The organism is Labrys sp. KB_33_2 (genome assembly GCF_052114505.1).
GTDB lineage: Bacteria > Pseudomonadota > Alphaproteobacteria > Rhizobiales > Labraceae > Labrys.
Window position 1 is genome coordinate 65,044 of the sequence record NZ_JBFREW010000001.1, and the last position, 17,624, is coordinate 82,667.

At 66.1% G+C, this 17,624-nt stretch carries 17 protein-coding genes; 16 read left to right on the forward strand and 1 reads right to left on the reverse strand.

From position 1 onward, the window contains the following. Positions 1 to 37: 37 nt before the first annotated feature. From mprF to AB4037_RS00370, 14 genes are all read left to right on the forward strand, one after another. Positions 38 to 2,665, forward strand: a complete 2,628-nt coding sequence (gene mprF / locus AB4037_RS00305) for a bifunctional lysylphosphatidylglycerol flippase/synthetase MprF (RefSeq protein ID WP_434958060.1) — start codon at positions 38 to 40, stop codon at positions 2,663 to 2,665. Positions 2,666 to 2,765: 100 nt separating this feature from the next. Next, complete coding sequence (locus AB4037_RS00310) at positions 2,766 to 3,128, forward strand: hypothetical protein (RefSeq protein ID WP_441770150.1); 363 nt, start codon at positions 2,766 to 2,768, stop codon at positions 3,126 to 3,128. Positions 3,129 to 3,275: 147 nt separating this feature from the next. Next, positions 3,276 to 4,790 carry a 6-hydroxynicotinate reductase gene (locus AB4037_RS00315; protein ID WP_434958058.1) on the forward strand — a complete coding sequence of 505 codons (1,515 nt, stop codon included), beginning with the start codon at positions 3,276 to 3,278 and terminating at the stop codon, positions 4,788 to 4,790. Continuing rightward, on the forward strand, positions 4,787 to 5,659 hold the full coding sequence (locus tag AB4037_RS00320) for a UPF0280 family protein (protein WP_441770151.1): 873 nt from the start codon (positions 4,787 to 4,789) through the stop codon (positions 5,657 to 5,659). Before AB4037_RS00315 ends, AB4037_RS00320 begins: the two co-directional genes overlap by 4 nt. A 1-nt stretch (position 5,660) precedes the next feature. Further along, the gene (locus tag AB4037_RS00325; RefSeq protein WP_434958056.1) at positions 5,661 to 6,245 is read left to right on the forward strand and encodes an amino acid synthesis family protein; all 585 of its coding nucleotides are present in this window, start codon (positions 5,661 to 5,663) and stop codon (positions 6,243 to 6,245) included. Positions 6,246 to 6,271: 26 nt separating this feature from the next. Further along, on the forward strand, positions 6,272 to 6,856 hold the full coding sequence (locus AB4037_RS00330; protein ID WP_441770152.1) for an amino acid synthesis family protein: 585 nt from the start codon (positions 6,272 to 6,274) through the stop codon (positions 6,854 to 6,856). A gap of 232 nt (positions 6,857 to 7,088) precedes the next feature. After that, positions 7,089 to 9,029, forward strand: a complete 1,941-nt coding sequence (locus tag AB4037_RS00335; protein ID WP_441770153.1) for a caspase family protein — start codon at positions 7,089 to 7,091, stop codon at positions 9,027 to 9,029. A gap of 133 nt (positions 9,030 to 9,162) precedes the next feature. Next, a complete protein-coding gene (locus AB4037_RS00340) occupies positions 9,163 to 10,518 on the forward strand; it encodes a cytochrome P450 (protein WP_441770154.1) in 1,356 nt (451 codons plus the stop codon). Positions 10,519 to 10,528: 10 nt separating this feature from the next. Then, positions 10,529 to 11,482 (forward strand): hypothetical protein, encoded by a 954-nt coding sequence (locus tag AB4037_RS00345; protein ID WP_441770155.1) that lies wholly within the window; start codon positions 10,529 to 10,531, stop codon positions 11,480 to 11,482. After that, entirely contained in the window at positions 11,470 to 12,390 is a 921-nt protein-coding gene (locus AB4037_RS00350; RefSeq protein ID WP_441770156.1) for a HesA/MoeB/ThiF family protein, read from the forward strand. Before AB4037_RS00345 ends, AB4037_RS00350 begins: the two co-directional genes overlap by 13 nt. Continuing rightward, positions 12,387 to 13,598, forward strand: coding sequence for a hypothetical protein (locus AB4037_RS00355; RefSeq protein ID WP_441770157.1), 1,212 nt, complete (start codon positions 12,387 to 12,389; stop codon positions 13,596 to 13,598). Before AB4037_RS00350 ends, AB4037_RS00355 begins: the two co-directional genes overlap by 4 nt. Further along, positions 13,579 to 14,688 (forward strand): GNAT family N-acetyltransferase, encoded by a 1,110-nt coding sequence (locus tag AB4037_RS00360; protein ID WP_441770158.1) that lies wholly within the window; start codon positions 13,579 to 13,581, stop codon positions 14,686 to 14,688. Before AB4037_RS00355 ends, AB4037_RS00360 begins: the two co-directional genes overlap by 20 nt. A 3-nt stretch (positions 14,689 to 14,691) precedes the next feature. After that, positions 14,692 to 15,699 (forward strand): hypothetical protein, encoded by a 1,008-nt coding sequence (locus AB4037_RS00365; protein WP_434958048.1) that lies wholly within the window; start codon positions 14,692 to 14,694, stop codon positions 15,697 to 15,699. Between the two features lie 130 nt (positions 15,700 to 15,829). Next, positions 15,830 to 16,498 (forward strand): outer membrane protein, encoded by a 669-nt coding sequence (locus AB4037_RS00370; RefSeq protein ID WP_441770159.1) that lies wholly within the window; start codon positions 15,830 to 15,832, stop codon positions 16,496 to 16,498. A gap of 233 nt (positions 16,499 to 16,731) precedes the next feature. On the opposite strand, the gene AB4037_RS00375 is transcribed toward AB4037_RS00370, so the two are convergent. After that, positions 16,732 to 16,977: a class I SAM-dependent methyltransferase gene (locus AB4037_RS00375; RefSeq protein ID WP_434958045.1), complete on the reverse strand. Its 246-nt coding sequence runs from the start codon at positions 16,975 to 16,977 to the stop codon at positions 16,732 to 16,734. 206 nt (positions 16,978 to 17,183) lie between these two features. Between AB4037_RS00375 and AB4037_RS00380 the strand changes: the two genes are divergently transcribed. Next, positions 17,184 to 17,432, forward strand: a complete 249-nt coding sequence (locus AB4037_RS00380; RefSeq protein ID WP_441770160.1) for a hypothetical protein — start codon at positions 17,184 to 17,186, stop codon at positions 17,430 to 17,432. A 7-nt stretch (positions 17,433 to 17,439) separates the two neighbouring features. Next, a complete protein-coding gene (locus AB4037_RS00385) occupies positions 17,440 to 17,619 on the forward strand; it encodes a hypothetical protein (protein WP_441770161.1) in 180 nt (59 codons plus the stop codon). The last annotated feature ends 5 nt before the right edge of the window (positions 17,620 to 17,624 follow it).

Below are 17,624 nucleotides of genomic sequence, written 5' to 3' on the forward strand. Positions count from 1 at the left end.
ATAAGGCAAGCCGTTCGAGTAGCTCGGGAGTTGGTATGTGACGGCGAACAAGGACGAGAACAAGCCGGCCGCGCGATTGCTCGTCCTGCCGCCCGGGAATGAGAAGCACTCCACCTTTCGGCGGCTGCTGCGCCGCGTGCCTTGGCGCTATGTCGGGCCGATCCTGTCGATCGGGCTGTTCGTCGGTGCGCTCATCGTGCTGGCGTCGATCCTGCGCGGCGTCGAGCCGGAGAAGGTGGTGGCCGCCTTCACCGCCACGCCGACGACGGCGATCGCCCTCTCGATCCTGTTCACGGCGCTGTCTTATCTAGCCTTGACCGGCTATGACGGCCTGGCGCTGCGCCAGATCGGCGCCAAGGACATTCCCTATTCCACCGCCGCCATCGGCTCCTTCACCTCCTATGCGATCAGCTACACGCTCGGCGTGCCCCTGCTGACCGCCGGCGCGGTGCGCTACCGGGTCTATGGCGGCGCGGGGTTGTCTGCGCCGCAGATCGCCGCCCTGACCCTGGTGTGCACGCTGACCTTCTGGCTCGGCATGGGAGCTGTCCTGGCGTTCGGCCTGGTGCTGGTGCCGGGGTCGGTGGCCGGCGTCGACCATTTGCCGTTGTCCCTCAACATGTCGATCGGCGTCGCCATCATTGCCGTGATCGTCGGCTATGTCGGCTATGTCTCGACGGGCAAGCGCGTGGTGGCGGTCGAGGGCTGGTCGATGCCGCTGCCGGGCGGGAAGGTCACCGTCGCCCAGATCGTGCTCGGTGTCTTCGACGTCTGTGCCGGCGCCGGCGCGCTCTACATTCTGCTGCCGGATCAGGCGGCGAACGTGCCCTTCTTCACCTTCATGGTGATTTATGTGCTGGCAGCCTTTCTCGGCGTGCTCAGCCATGCACCGGGCGGCATCGGGGTGTTCGAGACCACGATGCTGATCGCGCTGCCGATGATCGCCAAGGATGATCTGCTCGGCCGCATCATTCTCTACCGCGTCATCTATTACTTCGTGCCCTTCGCCCTGGCTCTGGCGATTCTGGGGGCCTATGAGCTGGCGCGCCGGCGCCATGTCGTCGGCAAGATGGTGGACCAGGTCGCCAGCATCATGAAGCCGCTCGCTCCGATCCTGGTGGCGGGCGCCATGTTCCTTGCCGGCGGCGCCCTGCTGATCACCGGCGCGGTGCCGGCCACCGAAGCCCGGCGCATCCTGCTCTCCAACCTGGTGCCGCTGCCGGTGGTGGAAACGGCCCACATCATCGCGTCGCTGTCGGGCGTGGCACTGCTGTTCCTGGCGCGAGGCCTGATCCGGCGCATGGAGGCCGCCTGGCGCGCGGCGATGCTCGTCCTCGTGATCGCCACCGTCGCCACCTTGCTGCGCAGCGCCGATTGGCGCTTCATGCTGACCTTGTGCTGCGCCTTGCTGGTGCTTGCCCTCAGCCGTCCGGCCTTTCCCCGTGGCTCGCGTGTGTTCGGCATCGATTATTCGCCGCTCCTGCTCGGCGCCATCACGGCCATGCTGGCGGTGACGGTGTGGATCGGCTTCTTTGCCTTCCGCTTCGTCGACTACACGCCGGAGCTGTGGGTCGCCTTCGGCTATGGCGATGAGATGTCGCGCTTCCTGCGCTCGACCAGCCTGGCTGTCACAGCCGCCATCGTCATCGGCATTCTCAGTGCCTATTGGAAGGGCGGTATCGGCTTGGTGCCATCAGCTTCGATCGATATATCCGGCCTGGTCGCGCGGGTGCCTTCGGCGGAGGCCCGGCTTGCCTTGCTGCCCGGCCAGATGCTGCTCGCCAACGATCAGGGCAACGCTGCCATGGTGGTGGCCCGCGCCGGGGCGTCCTCGATCGCGCTGGGCGATCCCATGGGTGATCCCGCCTTGGTGCAGGATCTGCTGTGGGTCTTCGGCGAGAGGGCCGAGCAGCAAAGATTGTGGCCGGTAATCCTTTCGGCCTCGCCGCGGATGCGGGCTGATTATCTCGAGGCCGGCCTGACGCTGACGCCGATCGGCGATCACGCCACGCTCGATCTCGCCGGCCTGGCGGAAGAGCCCTATAGCGGCGCCAATGCTATTTTCTCCTGGGCCGATATCCATGCCCTCAGTCTGGATCTGGTTCCCGCCGGCGCCACGGCCGCGATCATGCCGACGCTGGAAGCCGTGTCCCGTTCCTGGCTCGCGGGCACCGGCCGAAGCGAAGGCCATTTCGTTGTCGGACGCTTCTCGCCCGGCTGGATCCGGACCAATGACTGCGCCATCCTGCGCCGGGCGGGCGAGATCGTCGGCTTTGCCGTGGTGATGCGCAGTGCCGACAATGAGGAATGGGCGGTCGACATCCTGCGCTATCTGCCGGAACTCGGCATCTCGACGCTCGATTTCATGCTGCTGCGCCTGTTGCGTCTCGCCAAGGCCCGGGGCGCCCGGCGTTTCGATCTCGGCCTGACGCCCAACCCGGCGCAGGCCGGCGAGAATCTCGGCCCGGCCTGGCAACGCGTCACACCGCTGCTGTTCCGCTTCGGTGATCACATCGCCAATTTCGACGCGCTGCGCGGTTTCAAGGCCCGCTTCAATCCCCGCTTCGAGCCGCGCTATCTTGCCTGTACGGCGGGCTTTGCCTTGCCGCACATCCTGCAGGACGTCACCACCTTGATCGAGAAGGGACCGGAGAAAACGGGGTAGGCGCAGCGGCCGACGTCATTGCTTCGCTGCGCGCGCAATGACGGATGTCGGTCAATGTTTGGCCTCGCCGATATCAACCTGCCAATTGAGAGCTTGTCGCATGAAACTGCTTTCGCGAGCCGGCCTGACCATCTGCCTGACAATGCTGCCGGTCTCCGTTGCCTTAGGGGCGCCGACCTATCTGTCGTGCAGTTTCCCCAATCCCCCGAAAGAGCCACAGATCTTCAATTTCGCCCTCGATGCGTCATCGGGAACGCTTGGGGTCCATGTTCCCGAGACCGGCAGCGAGAGAAAGGTGAGGGCGGTGTTCGGCGCGAGCACGGTCACGGCGAATGAGGGCTTTGTGGCGTGGGAGATCGATCTGTCCAGACGGGCTGTCATCCGCGACAAGAGGATGGTGGGGGAGAAGGATCGCGGCGCCTGCAAGGATATATCCGCTGAGGAAAGCGGCTTCGGGCAATAGGTGCTATCCAGTCATGGCCGGCTGGGTGGAGCACATCACCGGGCAGGCATCGCAGAAGGCTTTGCCCGCAGTCTTGACAAAAGGGGAGTCCGGGTCGACTATCGTTAGTATACAAACGAATTTGACCCGCCTTCGGGGGCTCGCTCCATGCCGTCCTACAGTGAGTTTTCCGCCCATAGCGAGTTCGAGACGCCGGCTCCGGCAGTCTCGGCAGACGGCAAGATCCGCTGCGATGCCTGTCCGGTGATGTGCTACATCAAGCCGGGCATGGCGGGGGCCTGCGACCGCTATGCCAATGACAATGGCACGCTGGTCCGGGTCGATCCGCACATCCTCCTGGAGCGTACTGTTTCCGAAGGTGGTGACCTCGTGCCCTTCGGCAGCGCGAGGGGATGGGACGGCTCTTTGGTACCGAGTCCCGAAAAATTCGTCACCGCCATCGGCGCGGGCACCACCTATCCCGACTACAAGCCGGCGCCCTTCATCGTGTCCTCGCAGGTCGAGGGCGTCGACATGGTCACGGTGGTGACCGAGGGCATCTTCTCCTATTGCGGCGTCAAGGTGAAGATCGACACGGATCGCTTCGTCGGGCCCGAGCAGAGCACGGTGCGGGTGAACGGGGAAGCGGTCGGCCACGTCACCACCGGCGAATATGGCTCGCAGATGCTGTCGCTGGGAGGCGTGCATCATCTCACCGGCGGCTCCAAGAAGGAGGGGCGCGTCACCTGCGACGCCCTGCTGGACCTATGCAACCGCAAGCCGATCGAGATGACCGTGGATGGTGGCGCCACCCTGGTCATCGAGGCCGGCAAGGCGCCAGTGGTCAATGGGCAGCTCGAACAGCGCATGCGCGTCGGCTGCGGTTCGGCCACCATCGGCATTTTCGCGCGGCAATGGCTCGGCAAGGCTGACGAGGTGGTGGTGGTTGACGATCACATCACCGGCGTTCTGTCCGAGCATCAGGCCGGCAAGCTGCTCGACATCCCCGACACCGGCATCAAGCTCAAGGGGCGGCGCTCCACGCCCGGGCGCTATTTCCAGGTGGCGGAGCCCGGTACCGGCTGGGGCGGCACCAATATCGATGATCCTCTCGCCATTCTAGGCCCATTCGACCCCAAGACGGCCTGGCCGGGCCTGCGCCTGCTGATGGTGAGCACTACCGGCGAGCATCACGGCTATTACGAACTCGACGAGACGCTGCGGCCGGTGCGGCGGGACCTGCCGACATCCCTGGTCGAATCGGTGGAGCGCATTGCCGAAAATTGCGAGCCGGCTCTCGCTACGGTGCTGTTTATCGGCGGCGCCGGCGGGTCCCTGAGGGCGGGTGTCACCGAAAACCCGGTGCGGCTGACCCGTTCGGTCAAGGATGCCCTGACCTATGTCACCTGCGGCGGTGCGCCTGTTTATGTCTGGCCGGGCGGCGGCATCACCTTCATGGTCGACGTCACCCGCCTGCCGGACAACGCCTTCGGCTATGTACCGACGCCGGCTTTGGTGGCGCCGATCGAGTTCACGCTGCGGCTCGACGATTACGAGGCGATGGGTGGGCATATGGGCCATATCAGGCCACTCTCCAGCCTGCGCGAAGGGGTCGATCTCGCCCAGCGCGCCGACAATCCCTGGCCTTTCGCCCCGCATGCGGCCCGGAGGTCGCACGGATGAGGGCCGGGCCGCAGGCCGCATTCCTGGGCGATAACAGGCGCCTGCACCTGCAGCATGGCCCGATCGATCTCATCATCGAGGCACAGGCCGAGACTGAGGCGGTGCAATCAGCCTATGGCGCCGCGATGCAGCGTTTCGACGGTCTGCTCGAGACACTCTGCGAGGAACTCCCCCTCCTGCGATCGCCTCAGACTGCGAGGAGCCTGCCGGCGCAGGGCGTGGTTGCACGGCGCATGCAGGCCGCGGTCTCCCCCCATGCCGGCAGCCATTTCATCACGCCGATGGCGGCGGTGGCCGGTGCCGTGGCGGATGAGATCCTGTCGGCGATGCGGGCGGCGGCGCCCCTGCGCCGCGCCTTCGTCAACAATGGCGGCGACATTGCCGTGCATCTGGCCGAGGGCGAGGACTTCGCCATCGGCCTTGTCGACCGCCCCGACAGGCCTGGTCTGTTCGCCCGCAGCCATATACGGGCGGGCGAGGGGATCGGTGGCATCGCCACCTCCGGCTGGCGTGGGCGCAGCTTCTCCCTGGGTATTGCCGACGCTGTTACCGTTCTGGCCGCCGATGCGGCGGCGGCGGATGCGGCGGCCACCATCATCGCCAATGCGGTTGATATCCTCGGCCATCCCGGCATCCTGCGGGTGCCGGCGTCCTCACTGCAGCCCGACAGCGATCTCGGGGAACGCCTGGTGACGCGGGATGTCGGCTCCCTCACGCATGAGGACATAACCGCCGCGCTGCGGGCGGGGGAGGCGAAGGCTCGCGGTCTACTCGACGATGGGCTGATCCGCGCCGCCGCCCTCCATCTTGCCGGCGTCACCGCGCTGGTGTCGACTGACAACACTTTGCTGCAACCGAAAGCCGCCTGACATGCCCGAAATCGTTCTGCGCAAGCGCGCCATCATCGTCGAAGAGATTTTCCACGAGGGCGGCCCCGTCAGCGCCGTGCCGCTGAAGCGCGGCGCCATTCTGAGCGTGATCCGCAATCCCTTTGCAGGCCGCTATGTCGAGGAGATCGCGCCCTTCATGGAGGAGCTCAAGCCGCTCGGCGTGGAGATGGCCGAGGCACTGCTGGCGGCGCTCGGCGGCAAGGCCGGGGAGGTCGAGGGCTATGGCAAGGGCGCCATCGTCGGCGCCGCGGGCGAACTCGAGCATGGCGCGCTCTGGCATGTACCCGGCGGCTACGCCATGCGCGAGATCCTGGGGGACGCCAAGGCGATCGTGCCCTCGGCCAAGAAGCTCGGCGGACCCGGCACGCGGCTCGACGTGCCCGTCACCCATATCAACGCCTCCTATGTGCGCAGCCATTTCGACGCCATGGAAGTGGGGCTCGCCGACGGGCCCAAGGCGGACGAACTCCTGCTGGTTCTGGTGATGACTACCGGAGCACGCATCCATGCCCGCGTCGGCGGCCTCGCGGCCAAAGACGTCAAGGGCGTGGATGGGCTGCGGTAACTCTGTTCTGGAAAGGAAACGCTGTCATGCCGGTCAGCATCCGCAAGCTCGTCACCTTCGTTGAGGAAGTCCGCCGCGAGATGGACCGCCCCGTCGAGCCGCCGACCCGGCGGGCGGCGGCGATCGCGGTGATCGCCAATCCCTTCGCCGGCCGCTATGTCGAGGATCTCACGCCGCTGATGGAGATCGGCGAGGAGCTCGGCGCCTTGCTGACTGAGCGGGCGGTCGCCGCCCTCGGCATCGAGGGGCCTGATGCCGAGAGCTATGGCAAGGCCGCGGCCGTGGGCGAGAATGGCGAGCTCGAACATGCTGCCGCCATCCTGCATCCCAGGATGGGCACGCCGGTGCGCAAGGTACTCGGCAAGGGCGCGGCGCTGATCCCGTCGGCCAAGAAGCGCTGCGGCCTCGGCGGCGTGCTCGACGTGCCGCTCGGCCACAAGGACGCTGCCTATGTGCGCAGCCATTTCGATGCCATGGAAGTGCGCGTGCCCGACGCGCCGCGTGCCGACGAGATCTTGGTGGCGATCGTCGTCACCGACAGCGGCCGTCCCCTGCCGCGTGTCGGCGGCCTGACCAAGGCCGAGATCAAGGGCGAGGACGGCTTGCGGTAGGGGATCAACAAGCGACACGGCTGGGACCGCGGACGTCCTCGTCCGCTCCTTGGAACCGCGGCGTTTGCGGGAAAGGAAGAGACGGACGGGACGTCCGCGGTCCCAGTCGCGGTGTTTCCCAGGCCTCGCATGATGGCCTTGACGCCGCCATCAACGATCTGTTCCCTTGGGCATTGTCGATTATGCGGCTTCGGTCGACGGTCCGGCGCAAGAGCGACAGGGAGCTTCGACGATGCGATTTCCTCTGCGGCCCGTGCTCGCCGGCCTCGCGTTTGTCCTTATCTGCTGTACGGCGCTTTCCACCCCCGCACTGGCGGACAAGCGTATCGCCCTGGTGATCGGCAATTCGGCCTATCGCAATACGGTGCCGCTGCCCAATCCCCGCAACGATGCCACCGATGTCGCCAAGGCCCTGAAGGCGGTCGGCTTTACGGTGGTCGAGGGCTATGATCTCGACAAGCGCGGCATGGACGATGCCTTCAGGCGCTTCGCCAATGAAGCCGACGGCGCTGACGCGGCGCTGTTCTACTATGGCGGCCACGGTTTCCAGTTCCAGGGCTCGAACTATCTGATGCCGGTGGATGCCAAGCTGACCGGGGTCGGTGACGTCAATTACGAGATGGCGCGGGTCGACGACATCCTGTCCGACTTGCAGCGTGCCAACGGCGTGCGCATCGTCATGCTCGATGCCTGCCGCGACAACCCCCTGGCCCAGCAGCTTTTGTCCAAGGCCAGCCCGACCCGCTCCCTCGGCGTCAGCCGGGGGCTGGCCCGCATCCAGCAGACGGCGGGCAGCGTGATCGCCTATTCCACCCAGCCGGGGGCCGTTGCCGCCGATGGAGGCGGCCGCAACAGCCCCTTTGCGGCAGCCTTTCTGGGAGAAGTCGACAAGCCGGGCGTCGAAATCGGCGCGCTGTTCCGCCGTGTCGCCGCCAATGTCTACAAGGCCACCAATGAGCGGCAACTGCCCGAGGTCACCTTCTCGCTGCTGGGCGATTTCTATTTTGCCGGCGGGGCTACGACCGCTCCTGCGATCTCCGCGCCCAGCACTCCGACGACGGTGGCGCCACAAACGCCCACGCCGGCGCCGCTGGATGCCGGGGCGCGGGCTGCTGTGGAAGGATGCGACAAGATGGCGGCTTCGCCGCAGGACATGGACCGCCCTTCGGGCGTGCCCGGTGTCGAGTTCAACCGCATCCAGCCCCGCCTGGCCGTCGAGGCCTGCCGGGCGGCACTCGCGGCCGCTCCCGAGGATCGGCGTGTGCAGTTCCAGCTGGCGCGAGCGCTCGATGTCGCCGGCAGCGATACCGAGGCTCGGGACCTGCTGACGAAGGCCGCCGCTGCGGGTTCGGTTTCGGCCATGTCGGATCTGGCACTGATGCTGGAGACGGGCGAGGGCGGACCTGTCGACCTGGCGCGTGCCGTGAGCCTGTTCGATCAGGCGGCAGCGGCCGGCAACGTCTCGGCGATCCGCAACATCGCCATCGAGTTCGAAAACGGCACTGGCCGCCCACGCGACGCAGTGCAGGCGGCGCAGTGGTACAGGAAGGCGGCCGATACCGGCGATCCGCAGGCGATGGGTTTCCTCGCCGTGCTCTACCTGCAGGGCACGGGAGTTCCTAAAAACGCGGGCGAGGCGCGCCAATGGATCGACCGGCTCGTCGAGACCGAGCACACCCAGACCATGCTGCGGGTCGGCTATGTGCTGCTGGGTCAGACCGGCGCGGTGAAGGACTTCGCCACGGCCCGCAAGCTGTTCCAACGCGCCGCCGAACTGGGCGACGGCGACGGCAACGTCATGCTCGGCAACATGGCGGCCAATGGCATTGGCGGGCTGCGTGATTTCGGCAAGGCCGCGGATTTCTTCGAGAGAGCAGCTGCGATCGGCAACCTCAATGCCAAGGCCAGCCTGATCCCTTTCCTGATGGCGGGCGCGGGCGGCATCAAGCGTGATCCCGGCAAGGCTGCCGATTATGGTCTGGAAGCCTTGAGGGGTGGCTCGCCGGTGGCACGCGGTCTTCTGATCGACAAGGCCTCGACCTCGCTCACGCCGCAACTGCGCAAGGCCGTCGAACAGCGGCTGGCCAAGGCGGGCCTGCTCAATCGTGCTGCGGATGGCAGCTATGGGGCCGATACGCTGGCAGCGCTGCAAGCCTTCGTGCTGGCGAAATGACGATTCAGGCATCGCAACCCGTCCGTTTCGTAGGCGCCCTCGGAAAATCAGAGTCCTATTCGATAGGGTCGGAAAATCGAGGTCTCCCAAATCGCAGTGGTTATGGCGCTGGGCGCGCCCGGGCTTGCGCTCGATGACCTTCTATCCCTCAACCGTCACGCCGCCGCCCGCACCGCTCGGGACGTGGCGGAGTTTGGCTGCCGCGTTGAAGAATCCGCTGGAAATGTGGTCTGCCGACATGTTCGAGACCGATGTCAGCGTGATGCGCTGGCCGGGTGGGCGCTTCATCACGGTGACCAGCCCCGAGCTCGCCAGACAGGTGCTGCTCGACGATGCCGGGTCCTACGTCAAGTCGACCCTGGTGAACCGGATCCTCAAGCCAGCGATGGGAGAAGGGCTGCTGACGGCGGAAGGCGAGGCCTGGCGTGCACAAAGGCGAGCCGCCTCTCCTGTGTTCCGGCACGAAAAACTGGTTCCCCTCGTGCCGTCGATGAGCAAATTCGTCGGCCAGACGGCCGCTGCGTTGCGGGCCTTGCCGGATGGCAGCCGCGTGGATGTCATGCAGGTCATGATGGCCACCACGCTGGACATCGTGGTCGAGACGTTGTTCGGGGATCCCGGCCCCCATTACGACCGTGACAGGACCATCGAGGACGTCGACCGCTATTTCCGGACGCATGGCGTGGTGGGGTTTTCCGACTATGTCGGCCTCCCCGAATGGTTCCCGCGCCTGCGTCATCGCGGAAGAGGCGCGATCCGGCGCTTGCGGGAGACCGCCCGGGCCTTCGCCGAGTCGCGAGCGACGCCTGTCGATGGGATGGACAGTCTCACCAGCCTGATCGGCCGGGCCGTTGATCCGCAAACAGGCAAGGCCTTGCGGTTGGAGGAGGTGGTCGACAATGTCGTGACCTTCGTCGGTGCTGGTCACGAGACCACAGCCTTGGCGGTCACCTGGGCGCTCAGCATCCTTGCCAATCTACCCCAGTTGCAGGAGCAACTGCACGCCGAGGCCGAGGAGATATGCGGGAAGGACCCGGTCACCGCCGAGGCGATCGATCGGCTCGACCTGCATCGGCGCGTCATCCAGGAGACTATGCGCCTCTATCCGCCGACACCGGCTGTCGGTCGGACGGCCATCCGTTCCACCAGGCTGGGAGACCTGACCATCGGCAAGGGCGATCACCTGACCATCGCCGCCTATGTCCTCCAGCGCCATGCCAAGCACTGGCACGATCCGGCTGGCTTCGACCCCGATCGCTTCGACGAAGCGGAAATCCGCAAGCGCCATCGCTTCGCCTACATGCCGTTCGGTGGTGGCGCGCGCATCTGCATCGGCATGAAGCTGGCGACCATGGAGGCGACGGTGCTGCTGGCCACGCTGATGCGGGAATTGCGCTTTGCGCCCGACCCCGATCATGCCATCTATCCGCAAATGAGCATCACGTTGAGGCCCCGCGGCGGCATGCCCCTCTTCGTGCGAAGCGCCTGAGGAGCCATCCATGCTCGGCGTCTGGCTGCAATCCCTGACCCAGGTCTACCTCGACCTCGGCCTGCGCGCGGGCGCGAGCCTGGAGGTCCGCATCCTCGAGCGTCCGGGCCTGTGGATGGACGATGACGCGCTCGAAGGCGTGCGGCAGGACCTGTCCGCCGTGGCGGCGGCCAATCTGCCGGGGCAGGTTCTCAACTATGGCGTCTTCGCCGGCGGCCGCCGGGCCCTGGGCAGTAGCATCGTCACGATCGTCTATCGCCGGGGAGAGAATCCGCGCCCGGTTGCCTTCAACGCCCTGGCGATGATGGATGTCGACCTCAACGGCCGCCCGGAACGCGTTATCCATCTCGGCCTGGTGATGGTCGATCCGGCCGAGCGCAGCCAGGGTCTTTCCTGGGTTCTCTACGGCCTGACCAGCCTCCTCCTGCTGGCCCGCAACCAGCTCAGGCCATTCTGGATCTCCAACGTCACCCAGGTGCCCGCCGTGATCGGCCTGGTGGCGGAGGGCTATTCGCGAAGCTTTCCGAATCCGGCCGGTACCGACGGGCGCGGCTTCACCCATCTTCTGCTGGCCCGACAGATCCTGCAGCGCCACCGCGCTGTCTTCGGCGTGGGCGAGGAGGCTGAATTCGACGAGGAGCGCTTCGTGATCGCCAATGCCTATACCGGCGGGTCCGATGCCCTGAAAAAGAGCTTCGAACAGGCCGCCAAGCATCGCGACACGCGTTTCAACGACTATTGCCGTACTGTGCTGGATTATGAGCGTGGTGACGACATTCTCCAGCTCGGCGTCATGGATATCGGGGCGGCCCGCCGGTATCTCACCGAGAGCGTGCCGCGCGAATCGCTGCGTGGCCTCCTGCTCTCCGCCGCCTTCGCCGGGCTGCAGGGCCTGATCCTGCCCTTGGTCTATTGGCTGGCGCCGCATCGTCAATGGGGGGAGCTGCGTCCATGCCGGAAATAGCCAAGCCGGACCTGGCAAGGCCTGAGGGCCACGAGGATTTCGACTATGGGCGCTTCATCACCCGCAATATCGGCTTCGTCACCGAAGCGGAGCAGGAGCGGCTGCGCAATGCCCGCATCTTCGTCTGCGGCACCGGCGGCATGGGCGGCGGCTGCGTGCTCGCTCTGGCGCGAGCCGGGGTCGGCGGGCTTGATCTAGCCGACCTCGATGCATTCGAGCTTTCCAACCTCAACCGCCAGGTCTTCGCCAATCTCGACACAATCGGCCGTCCCAAGGCCGAGGCGACGCGCGACCAGTGCCACCGGATCAATCCGGATCTCCTCATCGAGGTACATGGCCGCGATTGGCCAGGCAGCGCCGACGCTCTGATCGCCCGCTGCGACGTTGTCGTGAACGGCACCGACGACCTTTCCGCCTCGCTCCTGCTCTACCGGCGTGCGAAAGCGCTCGGCAAGACGGTCGTCGATGCCTATGCCTCGCCCTTGCCCTCCGTCTATGTCACCCGGCCCGGCGATCCCATGCCGGAGGAGAGGCTGGGCTATCCTACGCTGGCGACACAGTGGAACCAGGTGAGTCCCGAGCAGCGCAGCCAGGCGTTCCTGCGCGAGGCGGAGCATGTCATGGTGCACTCCTCCTCGCGGCATCACATCGATCTTGCCCTGGCGGGGGAGGTGGCGGCGGGCAAGCGCAGCCGCATGTCCTTTGCCCCTATGGTGGTGACCACCGGCATGCTGATGGCCTATGAGACGATCGAACTCATCCTCGGCCGGCATACCGCCACCGACTGCCGGGGCTGGTTCTTCAACCCCTATCGCGCGCGCGTCGAACACCCGCGCAATGCCGTGGTGGCGGCGCTGCTGCGCCCGGTGGTGCGGCGCTTTCTCGGCAAGCTCACGGGCGGAGCATGACGCGGGCCCAGCTCATTGCCGACAGCCTGGTGTCGATATCGGCCATCGGCGGGCTTGCCGTGGTGACATCCGTCCTGCGGCGAGGCGGCAGCACCGACATCGCGACGCGCCGGGTCCGGTTCGGACTCTGGCTGGTGATGATCCTGCTCGGCGCCCGGGTGCTGAGCTGGCTCACCGGCATCGGCCTGTTCTCGGCGGCGATGTTCATCGCGGCGGCCCTGATGCCGCTTGCAACCATCATGATTGCGGAAGGACTGCTGCGCCGCCATGCTGGGCCAACGGTCAAATATGCCAGTCTGGCGGCGACGATCGTCCTGCTGGTGCTGGCGCTCTGCCCCGAAAGCCTGGTCGAGCCCGGACGTTCCTGGTTCCTGTGCGCTGCCCAGCTCGCCGGCTTCGCCCTGGCGGGCTGGATGCTGCTGCGCCGTGACAGAGCCTCGCTCACGGCAAGCGAGAACTGGCTTGTCGACCGCATGATCCTGCCGCTGGTGCTGATCCTGCCATTACTGCTGACGGATTTCCGCTTCGACGGCTTCGATCTTCCGGTGCGGCTGGGCGGCATCGCCATTCTCTTCACCTGCTGGATCGTGGTGGGCATGGGTCGTGGCCATTTCAGCCAAAGCGAGACCATCCGGGCCTTTCTCGTACTCGCGGCCTCGGCCTGCGCTGCGGGCATCGGCGTCGCCGTCATGGAGGGATTGAGCCTCACGGGCGGCGTCCAGACCGTGGCCGTGATCTTTGCCGCCTGCCTGCTCGCCGCCATCTTCAGCGACAGCCAGCACCTGGCCTCGGCCGAACGCCAGAGAAGCCTGCTCGCCCATATCGCCGGCCAGGGCACGATGGATGCTGCGGGCTTCCTGGCCATGCTGCGGCGTATCTGGCTGGTGGAGGACGCGCTGACCCTGGAGGCCGCCGACCTCAAGGATTTCGACGGGCAGGCCCTCGCGGCTTTGTTCGAGCGTGACCCCGTGCGCCGGGCCGGAGATTTTCGAGCGACATGGGCGGCCGGCAGCCCCGAGGAACAGATGGCGGCCTTGTTCGAGCGCTATGGCGCCACGCATATTCTGATGGCCGACCGGCAGCCTTTGACGCTGCTCGCCCTGAAGATCCCCGGCATGGTGTCGGGAAGGGCAATCGAGACCGAGCTCAGGGCGATGCAGCGTGTCGCCATGCTCTTGTCGGAGAGACATGATGGTCACCATTCGTAGAGGCGATTTCGACGCTTTCTTTGCGGCTCCCTTCGAGGCCTATGGCAGGCAGACGCTCTATGTCTCGCCGATGCGGAACGATCTCCAGCGCTTCCTGTCGGTGCGCGAGAATCCGCTGTTCTCGGGGCGGGACGACCTGGCCTTCTTTACCGCCCATGCGGGCGGGCGGGTGCTGGGGCGGATCACGGCCCATGTCCATAGGGCCTCGAACGAGCGTTACGGGCAGAAGCGCGGCCTTTTCGGCTATTTCGACTGTGCCGACGATGCCGATGCCGCGCGGGCCTTGCTGGGCGAGGCGGAAGCCTGGGCGCGCGAGCGCGGCCTCGACGAATTGATCGGCAACTTCAACCTGACGGCGATGCAGCAGGCCGGCGTCCAGACCGGCGGGTTTGAGCAGGCCCCCTATACCGACCAGATCTACAGCCCGCCTCACGTGATGAAGCTGCTGGAGGGGGCCGGCTACCGCGCGGAATTTCCGATGAGCACCACCGCGCTCGACCTCACCACCATCGATCCGGCGATGCTGCTCGGCCCCAAGCAACGGGCCCTGCTGGCGAGTGGCGACTATGCCTTCGCGCCGGTCGATCGCAAGACCCTGCCGGCGCGGCTTAAGGATGCGCATGCCATCCTCAACGCATCCTTCGCCGACAATCCGATGTTCGTGCCGCTGAGCTGGGAGGAATTCGAGTTCCAGGCGCGCGACATGAAGACCATCATCGATCCGCGCATTTCCGTGGTGATGCAGAGGCGCGGCGAACCGATCGGGGCCGTGATCGCCATCCCCGATCTCAACCCACTCGTCCGGGCGACAGGCGCACGTTTCAAGCTCACGACGCCCTGGCATTATTTGCGCTATCGCCTGACCCGCACGCGTGCCGTGATCATCTTCCAGGGTGTGCTGCCGGCCTATCACGGCGAGGGCGTCAACCCGCTGATGCTGCACCATGTCGTCTCCGCCATGAAGGCGGCGGGCTATCGCAGCGTCGGCGGCACCTGGATCGCCGATGTGAACCGGGCAAGCCTGCGCCAGGCCGAGAAGGCCGGCGCCCGCCAGCTGCATCGCCTCCACCTCTATCGCAAGGTCCTGTGACCCATGTTCGATGCCGCCACGCAGCGACGATTGGTTGGAGGTGCGAACCTCGCGCCGTCGGTGCACAACACCCAGCCGGCGCGCTGGTGCTTCGAGGCCGATGGCTCCATCGCGCTCCTGGCCGATCCTGCCCGACGCCTCGCCGTGGGGGATCCGGAGGGACGCGATTTAGCGGTTTCCTGCGGCGCTGCGCTGGAGGGTATGCTGATCACCCTCGCCGAACTCGGCCTTGGCGCCGGCACCATTGCGGAAGTCGATGAAGATGGCCCGGGCGGATTGCGGCGGCTGGCACGCTTCGAGGTGACGGAAGGCACGCAGCCGTCCGGCATGGCCGAGGCCTTGCGCAGCCGGGTCACCTGGCGCGCGCCCTTTCTCGCAGTCGAGACAAGCAAGGCGCGTGATTTGCAAACCTGGGCCGGTGAACGGCCCGACGTCACGCTGGTGGCAGCACCGGAACACAGGGCGTTTCTCGCCGGCCTCGCGGACGAGGCGAGCCTGCATCTCCTCCGCGACAGGGCTTTTCGCCTGGAACTGTTGAGCTGGATGCGGCTGTCGAGGTCCGATCCGGCCTATGGCGAGGACGGCATGAATCTTGATGCCTTGCACCTCAGCCCGATCGAAGGCTTCCTGGCGCGCCAGGTAATGGGCGGAGGCCTGTTCTCGCTGGTCGATCGTCTCAAGCTCGCACCCGCCCTCTTCGGGGAGCGCGGCAAGACGCTCAGTGCCGCTGGCATCGTGCTGTTTCACCGGCCCTTCGAGGAAACAGCGCTGCAATCGGGCCGGGCTTTCCATCGCTGCTGGCTGGAACTGACCCGCGTGGGCTTGTCGGCCTGGCCGATGGCTGTTCTCGCCGATGATCCCGATTGTGCCGGCGAATGCCGGCGCCGTTTCGGCATTGGGGACGGGCGGCGGCTGATCAATGCCCTGCGCGTCGGCCGGGCCGGTGGAACCGTCGGCAAGGCGCGCCTGAAGGCCGAAAGCCTGCTCGTCGATCTCACGGGAGTGGGTTGAGGCAAGAAAGAGGCGGACGTCTCGTCCGCCCTTCCTTGCCTCGAAAACCTCTCCTGTTTCTCCCGATACAAACAGCCGCCGCCGCTCGTGGCATGAGTGTTGATATCGAACGCTCAACCTGGATTGTCCCATGCGCCTGCGTCTTGCCCTAGCCGCCCTCCTGGCGAGTGCCACTCCGGTTCTGGCCGCCGACCTTGGCTATGCCACCGCCGAGCCGATCGCGCCGGTCGCCCCCTATAGCTGGACCGGTTTCTATGTCGGTGCCCATGCCGGCGCTGCCTTCGGCAATGCCAAGATCACCTCGAGCGACGGCTATCGCCAGGGCTTCAACAATGTCGGCTTCGTCGGGGGCCTGCATGCCGGCTACAACTACCAGTTCGACAACCATATCGTGGTCGGCCTGGAAGGTGACATCGACTATAGCTCCCTTTCCAAGACGCGCCATGGCATCGCCGCCGCCACGCCCTACGCCGTCCGCTTCAAGAGCGAGTGGCAGGGGTCCGTCCGCGGCCGCCTCGGCTACGCTTTCGATCGTTTCCTGCCCTATCTGACCGCGGGCGTCGCCTTTGCCGATGAGAAATACCGCGTCACCATACCGGCTGGCGTGTCATCGCAGAGCACCACTCGCGTGGGCTGGACTGTGGGCGCCGGCCTCGAATATGCGATCGACGAGAACTGGTCGGTGCGCGGCGAGGTGCGCTATTCCGATTTCGGCAAATGGCGGCTGCGCGGCAATCCCTCCGGCAAGGTCCGCTTCAACGAAACCACGGCGCTGCTCGGCGTGAGCTACAAGTTCTGAGCAAGGGATGCGAGGGGGTGACGATTGTGGCGCAGTCACACCAGGGATTGCGGCGGATACGATGGTCGATCACCTCGAAGCCGGCCTCCTCCAGTTCCGCCAGGAGAGCGGGCAGCGGTCTGAGGGTGCGTGTGGGAACGCCATCCTCGACGAGGCATTGATGAGCGGCATCGTAGCGGGCGCAGGCCCCTGACGAGTGCGGCGGGCCGCATATGGTGCTGGCGATGAAGACGCTATCCAGCTGGAAGGCGGCGCACCTCTGCCAGGCAGAGGCAGCGGTCGGCGCCGATCAGGCAATGCAGGCAGGCGCCGAAGACCAGGGCAAAGGACGCGGCTCCGATGTCGAGTATGGCGCGGACATCGCCCTGGACGAAACGGCCGGCATGCCCGGCGGCCTTGAAGATCTCATTGGCCCAGGCGATGGCCGTTGGCGAGATGTCGATGCCCTGGACCCGATAGCCGCGTTCGGCCAGCAGCACGGCCGCGTTTACGTCAAATGTAGCGCTGACTCTAGGGCGTTTTGCGGCTCGGCGGAGCCACCGGGAAACGCAAGGGTGCGTCGAAGCAAGGCGTTGGAGCCAAGATCGTCTGGTCGTCACCACGCGTTGCTCTGGACCCTGCGTCGATTTCGGTTAGGATTCCCGAGAGGCGTCTCTTTGTTCTCAGGGTGAAGCCGGGAGGCAGCATGGCGACCGACGTTTACGCGACGACCTTGCTGGCCATCGGCGGCCTGTTCGCCGGTTTGGGGCTGGTAGTTGCCATCCTGTGGGGGTCTGCGGCCTGGGAAAGGCGGCGGCAGCTTTACAGGCGGCGTCGCTTGCGCCCGCTCTTTTTCGTTTTTGCCGCATCGGAGTGGGATGCTGGCGGTGCCGATGCTCCAGTCGGCTGTGGGGATGGCCATGGCGGCTGCGGGCATGGCGACGGGGGACATTGAGGCAGCCATGCTGGGACCCGCACTCGAGACAGCCAGGCCTGTCCTGCGCCCGCCGGGGCCGGAGGATTTTCGAGCCATGGGCCGCGATGATGGTGGTTCCGCAGACGGCGCGCTACATTGGCGGCCTGATGGAGCGCGCGCCGGCGTGGCGGGCGATGACTTTGATGACCGGCGCGTGTCGGTGTAGAGACG

Bases quoted from the DNA above. Each gene is read 5' to 3' on its own strand.
- AB4037_RS00310 (WP_441770150.1), top strand. From the start codon at position 2,766: ATGAAACTGCTTTCGCGAGCCGGCCTGACCATCTGCCTGACAATGCTG.
- AB4037_RS00315 (WP_434958058.1), top strand. From the start codon at position 3,276: ATGCCGTCCTACAGTGAGTTTTCCGCCCATAGCGAGTTCGAGACGCCG.
- AB4037_RS00320 (WP_441770151.1), top strand. From the start codon at position 4,787: ATGAGGGCCGGGCCGCAGGCCGCATTCCTGGGCGATAACAGGCGCCTG.
- AB4037_RS00325 (WP_434958056.1), top strand. From the start codon at position 5,661: ATGCCCGAAATCGTTCTGCGCAAGCGCGCCATCATCGTCGAAGAGATT.
- AB4037_RS00330 (WP_441770152.1), top strand. From the start codon at position 6,272: ATGCCGGTCAGCATCCGCAAGCTCGTCACCTTCGTTGAGGAAGTCCGC.
- AB4037_RS00335 (WP_441770153.1), top strand. From the start codon at position 7,089: ATGCGATTTCCTCTGCGGCCCGTGCTCGCCGGCCTCGCGTTTGTCCTT.
- AB4037_RS00340 (WP_441770154.1), top strand. From the start codon at position 9,163: ATGACCTTCTATCCCTCAACCGTCACGCCGCCGCCCGCACCGCTCGGG.
- AB4037_RS00345 (WP_441770155.1), top strand. From the start codon at position 10,529: ATGCTCGGCGTCTGGCTGCAATCCCTGACCCAGGTCTACCTCGACCTC.
- AB4037_RS00350 (WP_441770156.1), top strand. From the start codon at position 11,470: ATGCCGGAAATAGCCAAGCCGGACCTGGCAAGGCCTGAGGGCCACGAG.
- AB4037_RS00355 (WP_441770157.1), top strand. From the start codon at position 12,387: ATGACGCGGGCCCAGCTCATTGCCGACAGCCTGGTGTCGATATCGGCC.
- AB4037_RS00360 (WP_441770158.1), top strand. From the start codon at position 13,579: ATGATGGTCACCATTCGTAGAGGCGATTTCGACGCTTTCTTTGCGGCT.
- AB4037_RS00365 (WP_434958048.1), top strand. From the start codon at position 14,692: ATGTTCGATGCCGCCACGCAGCGACGATTGGTTGGAGGTGCGAACCTC.
- AB4037_RS00370 (WP_441770159.1), top strand. From the start codon at position 15,830: ATGCGCCTGCGTCTTGCCCTAGCCGCCCTCCTGGCGAGTGCCACTCCG.
- AB4037_RS00380 (WP_441770160.1), top strand. From the start codon at position 17,184: ATGGCGACCGACGTTTACGCGACGACCTTGCTGGCCATCGGCGGCCTG.
- AB4037_RS00385 (WP_441770161.1), top strand. From the start codon at position 17,440: ATGCTGGGACCCGCACTCGAGACAGCCAGGCCTGTCCTGCGCCCGCCG.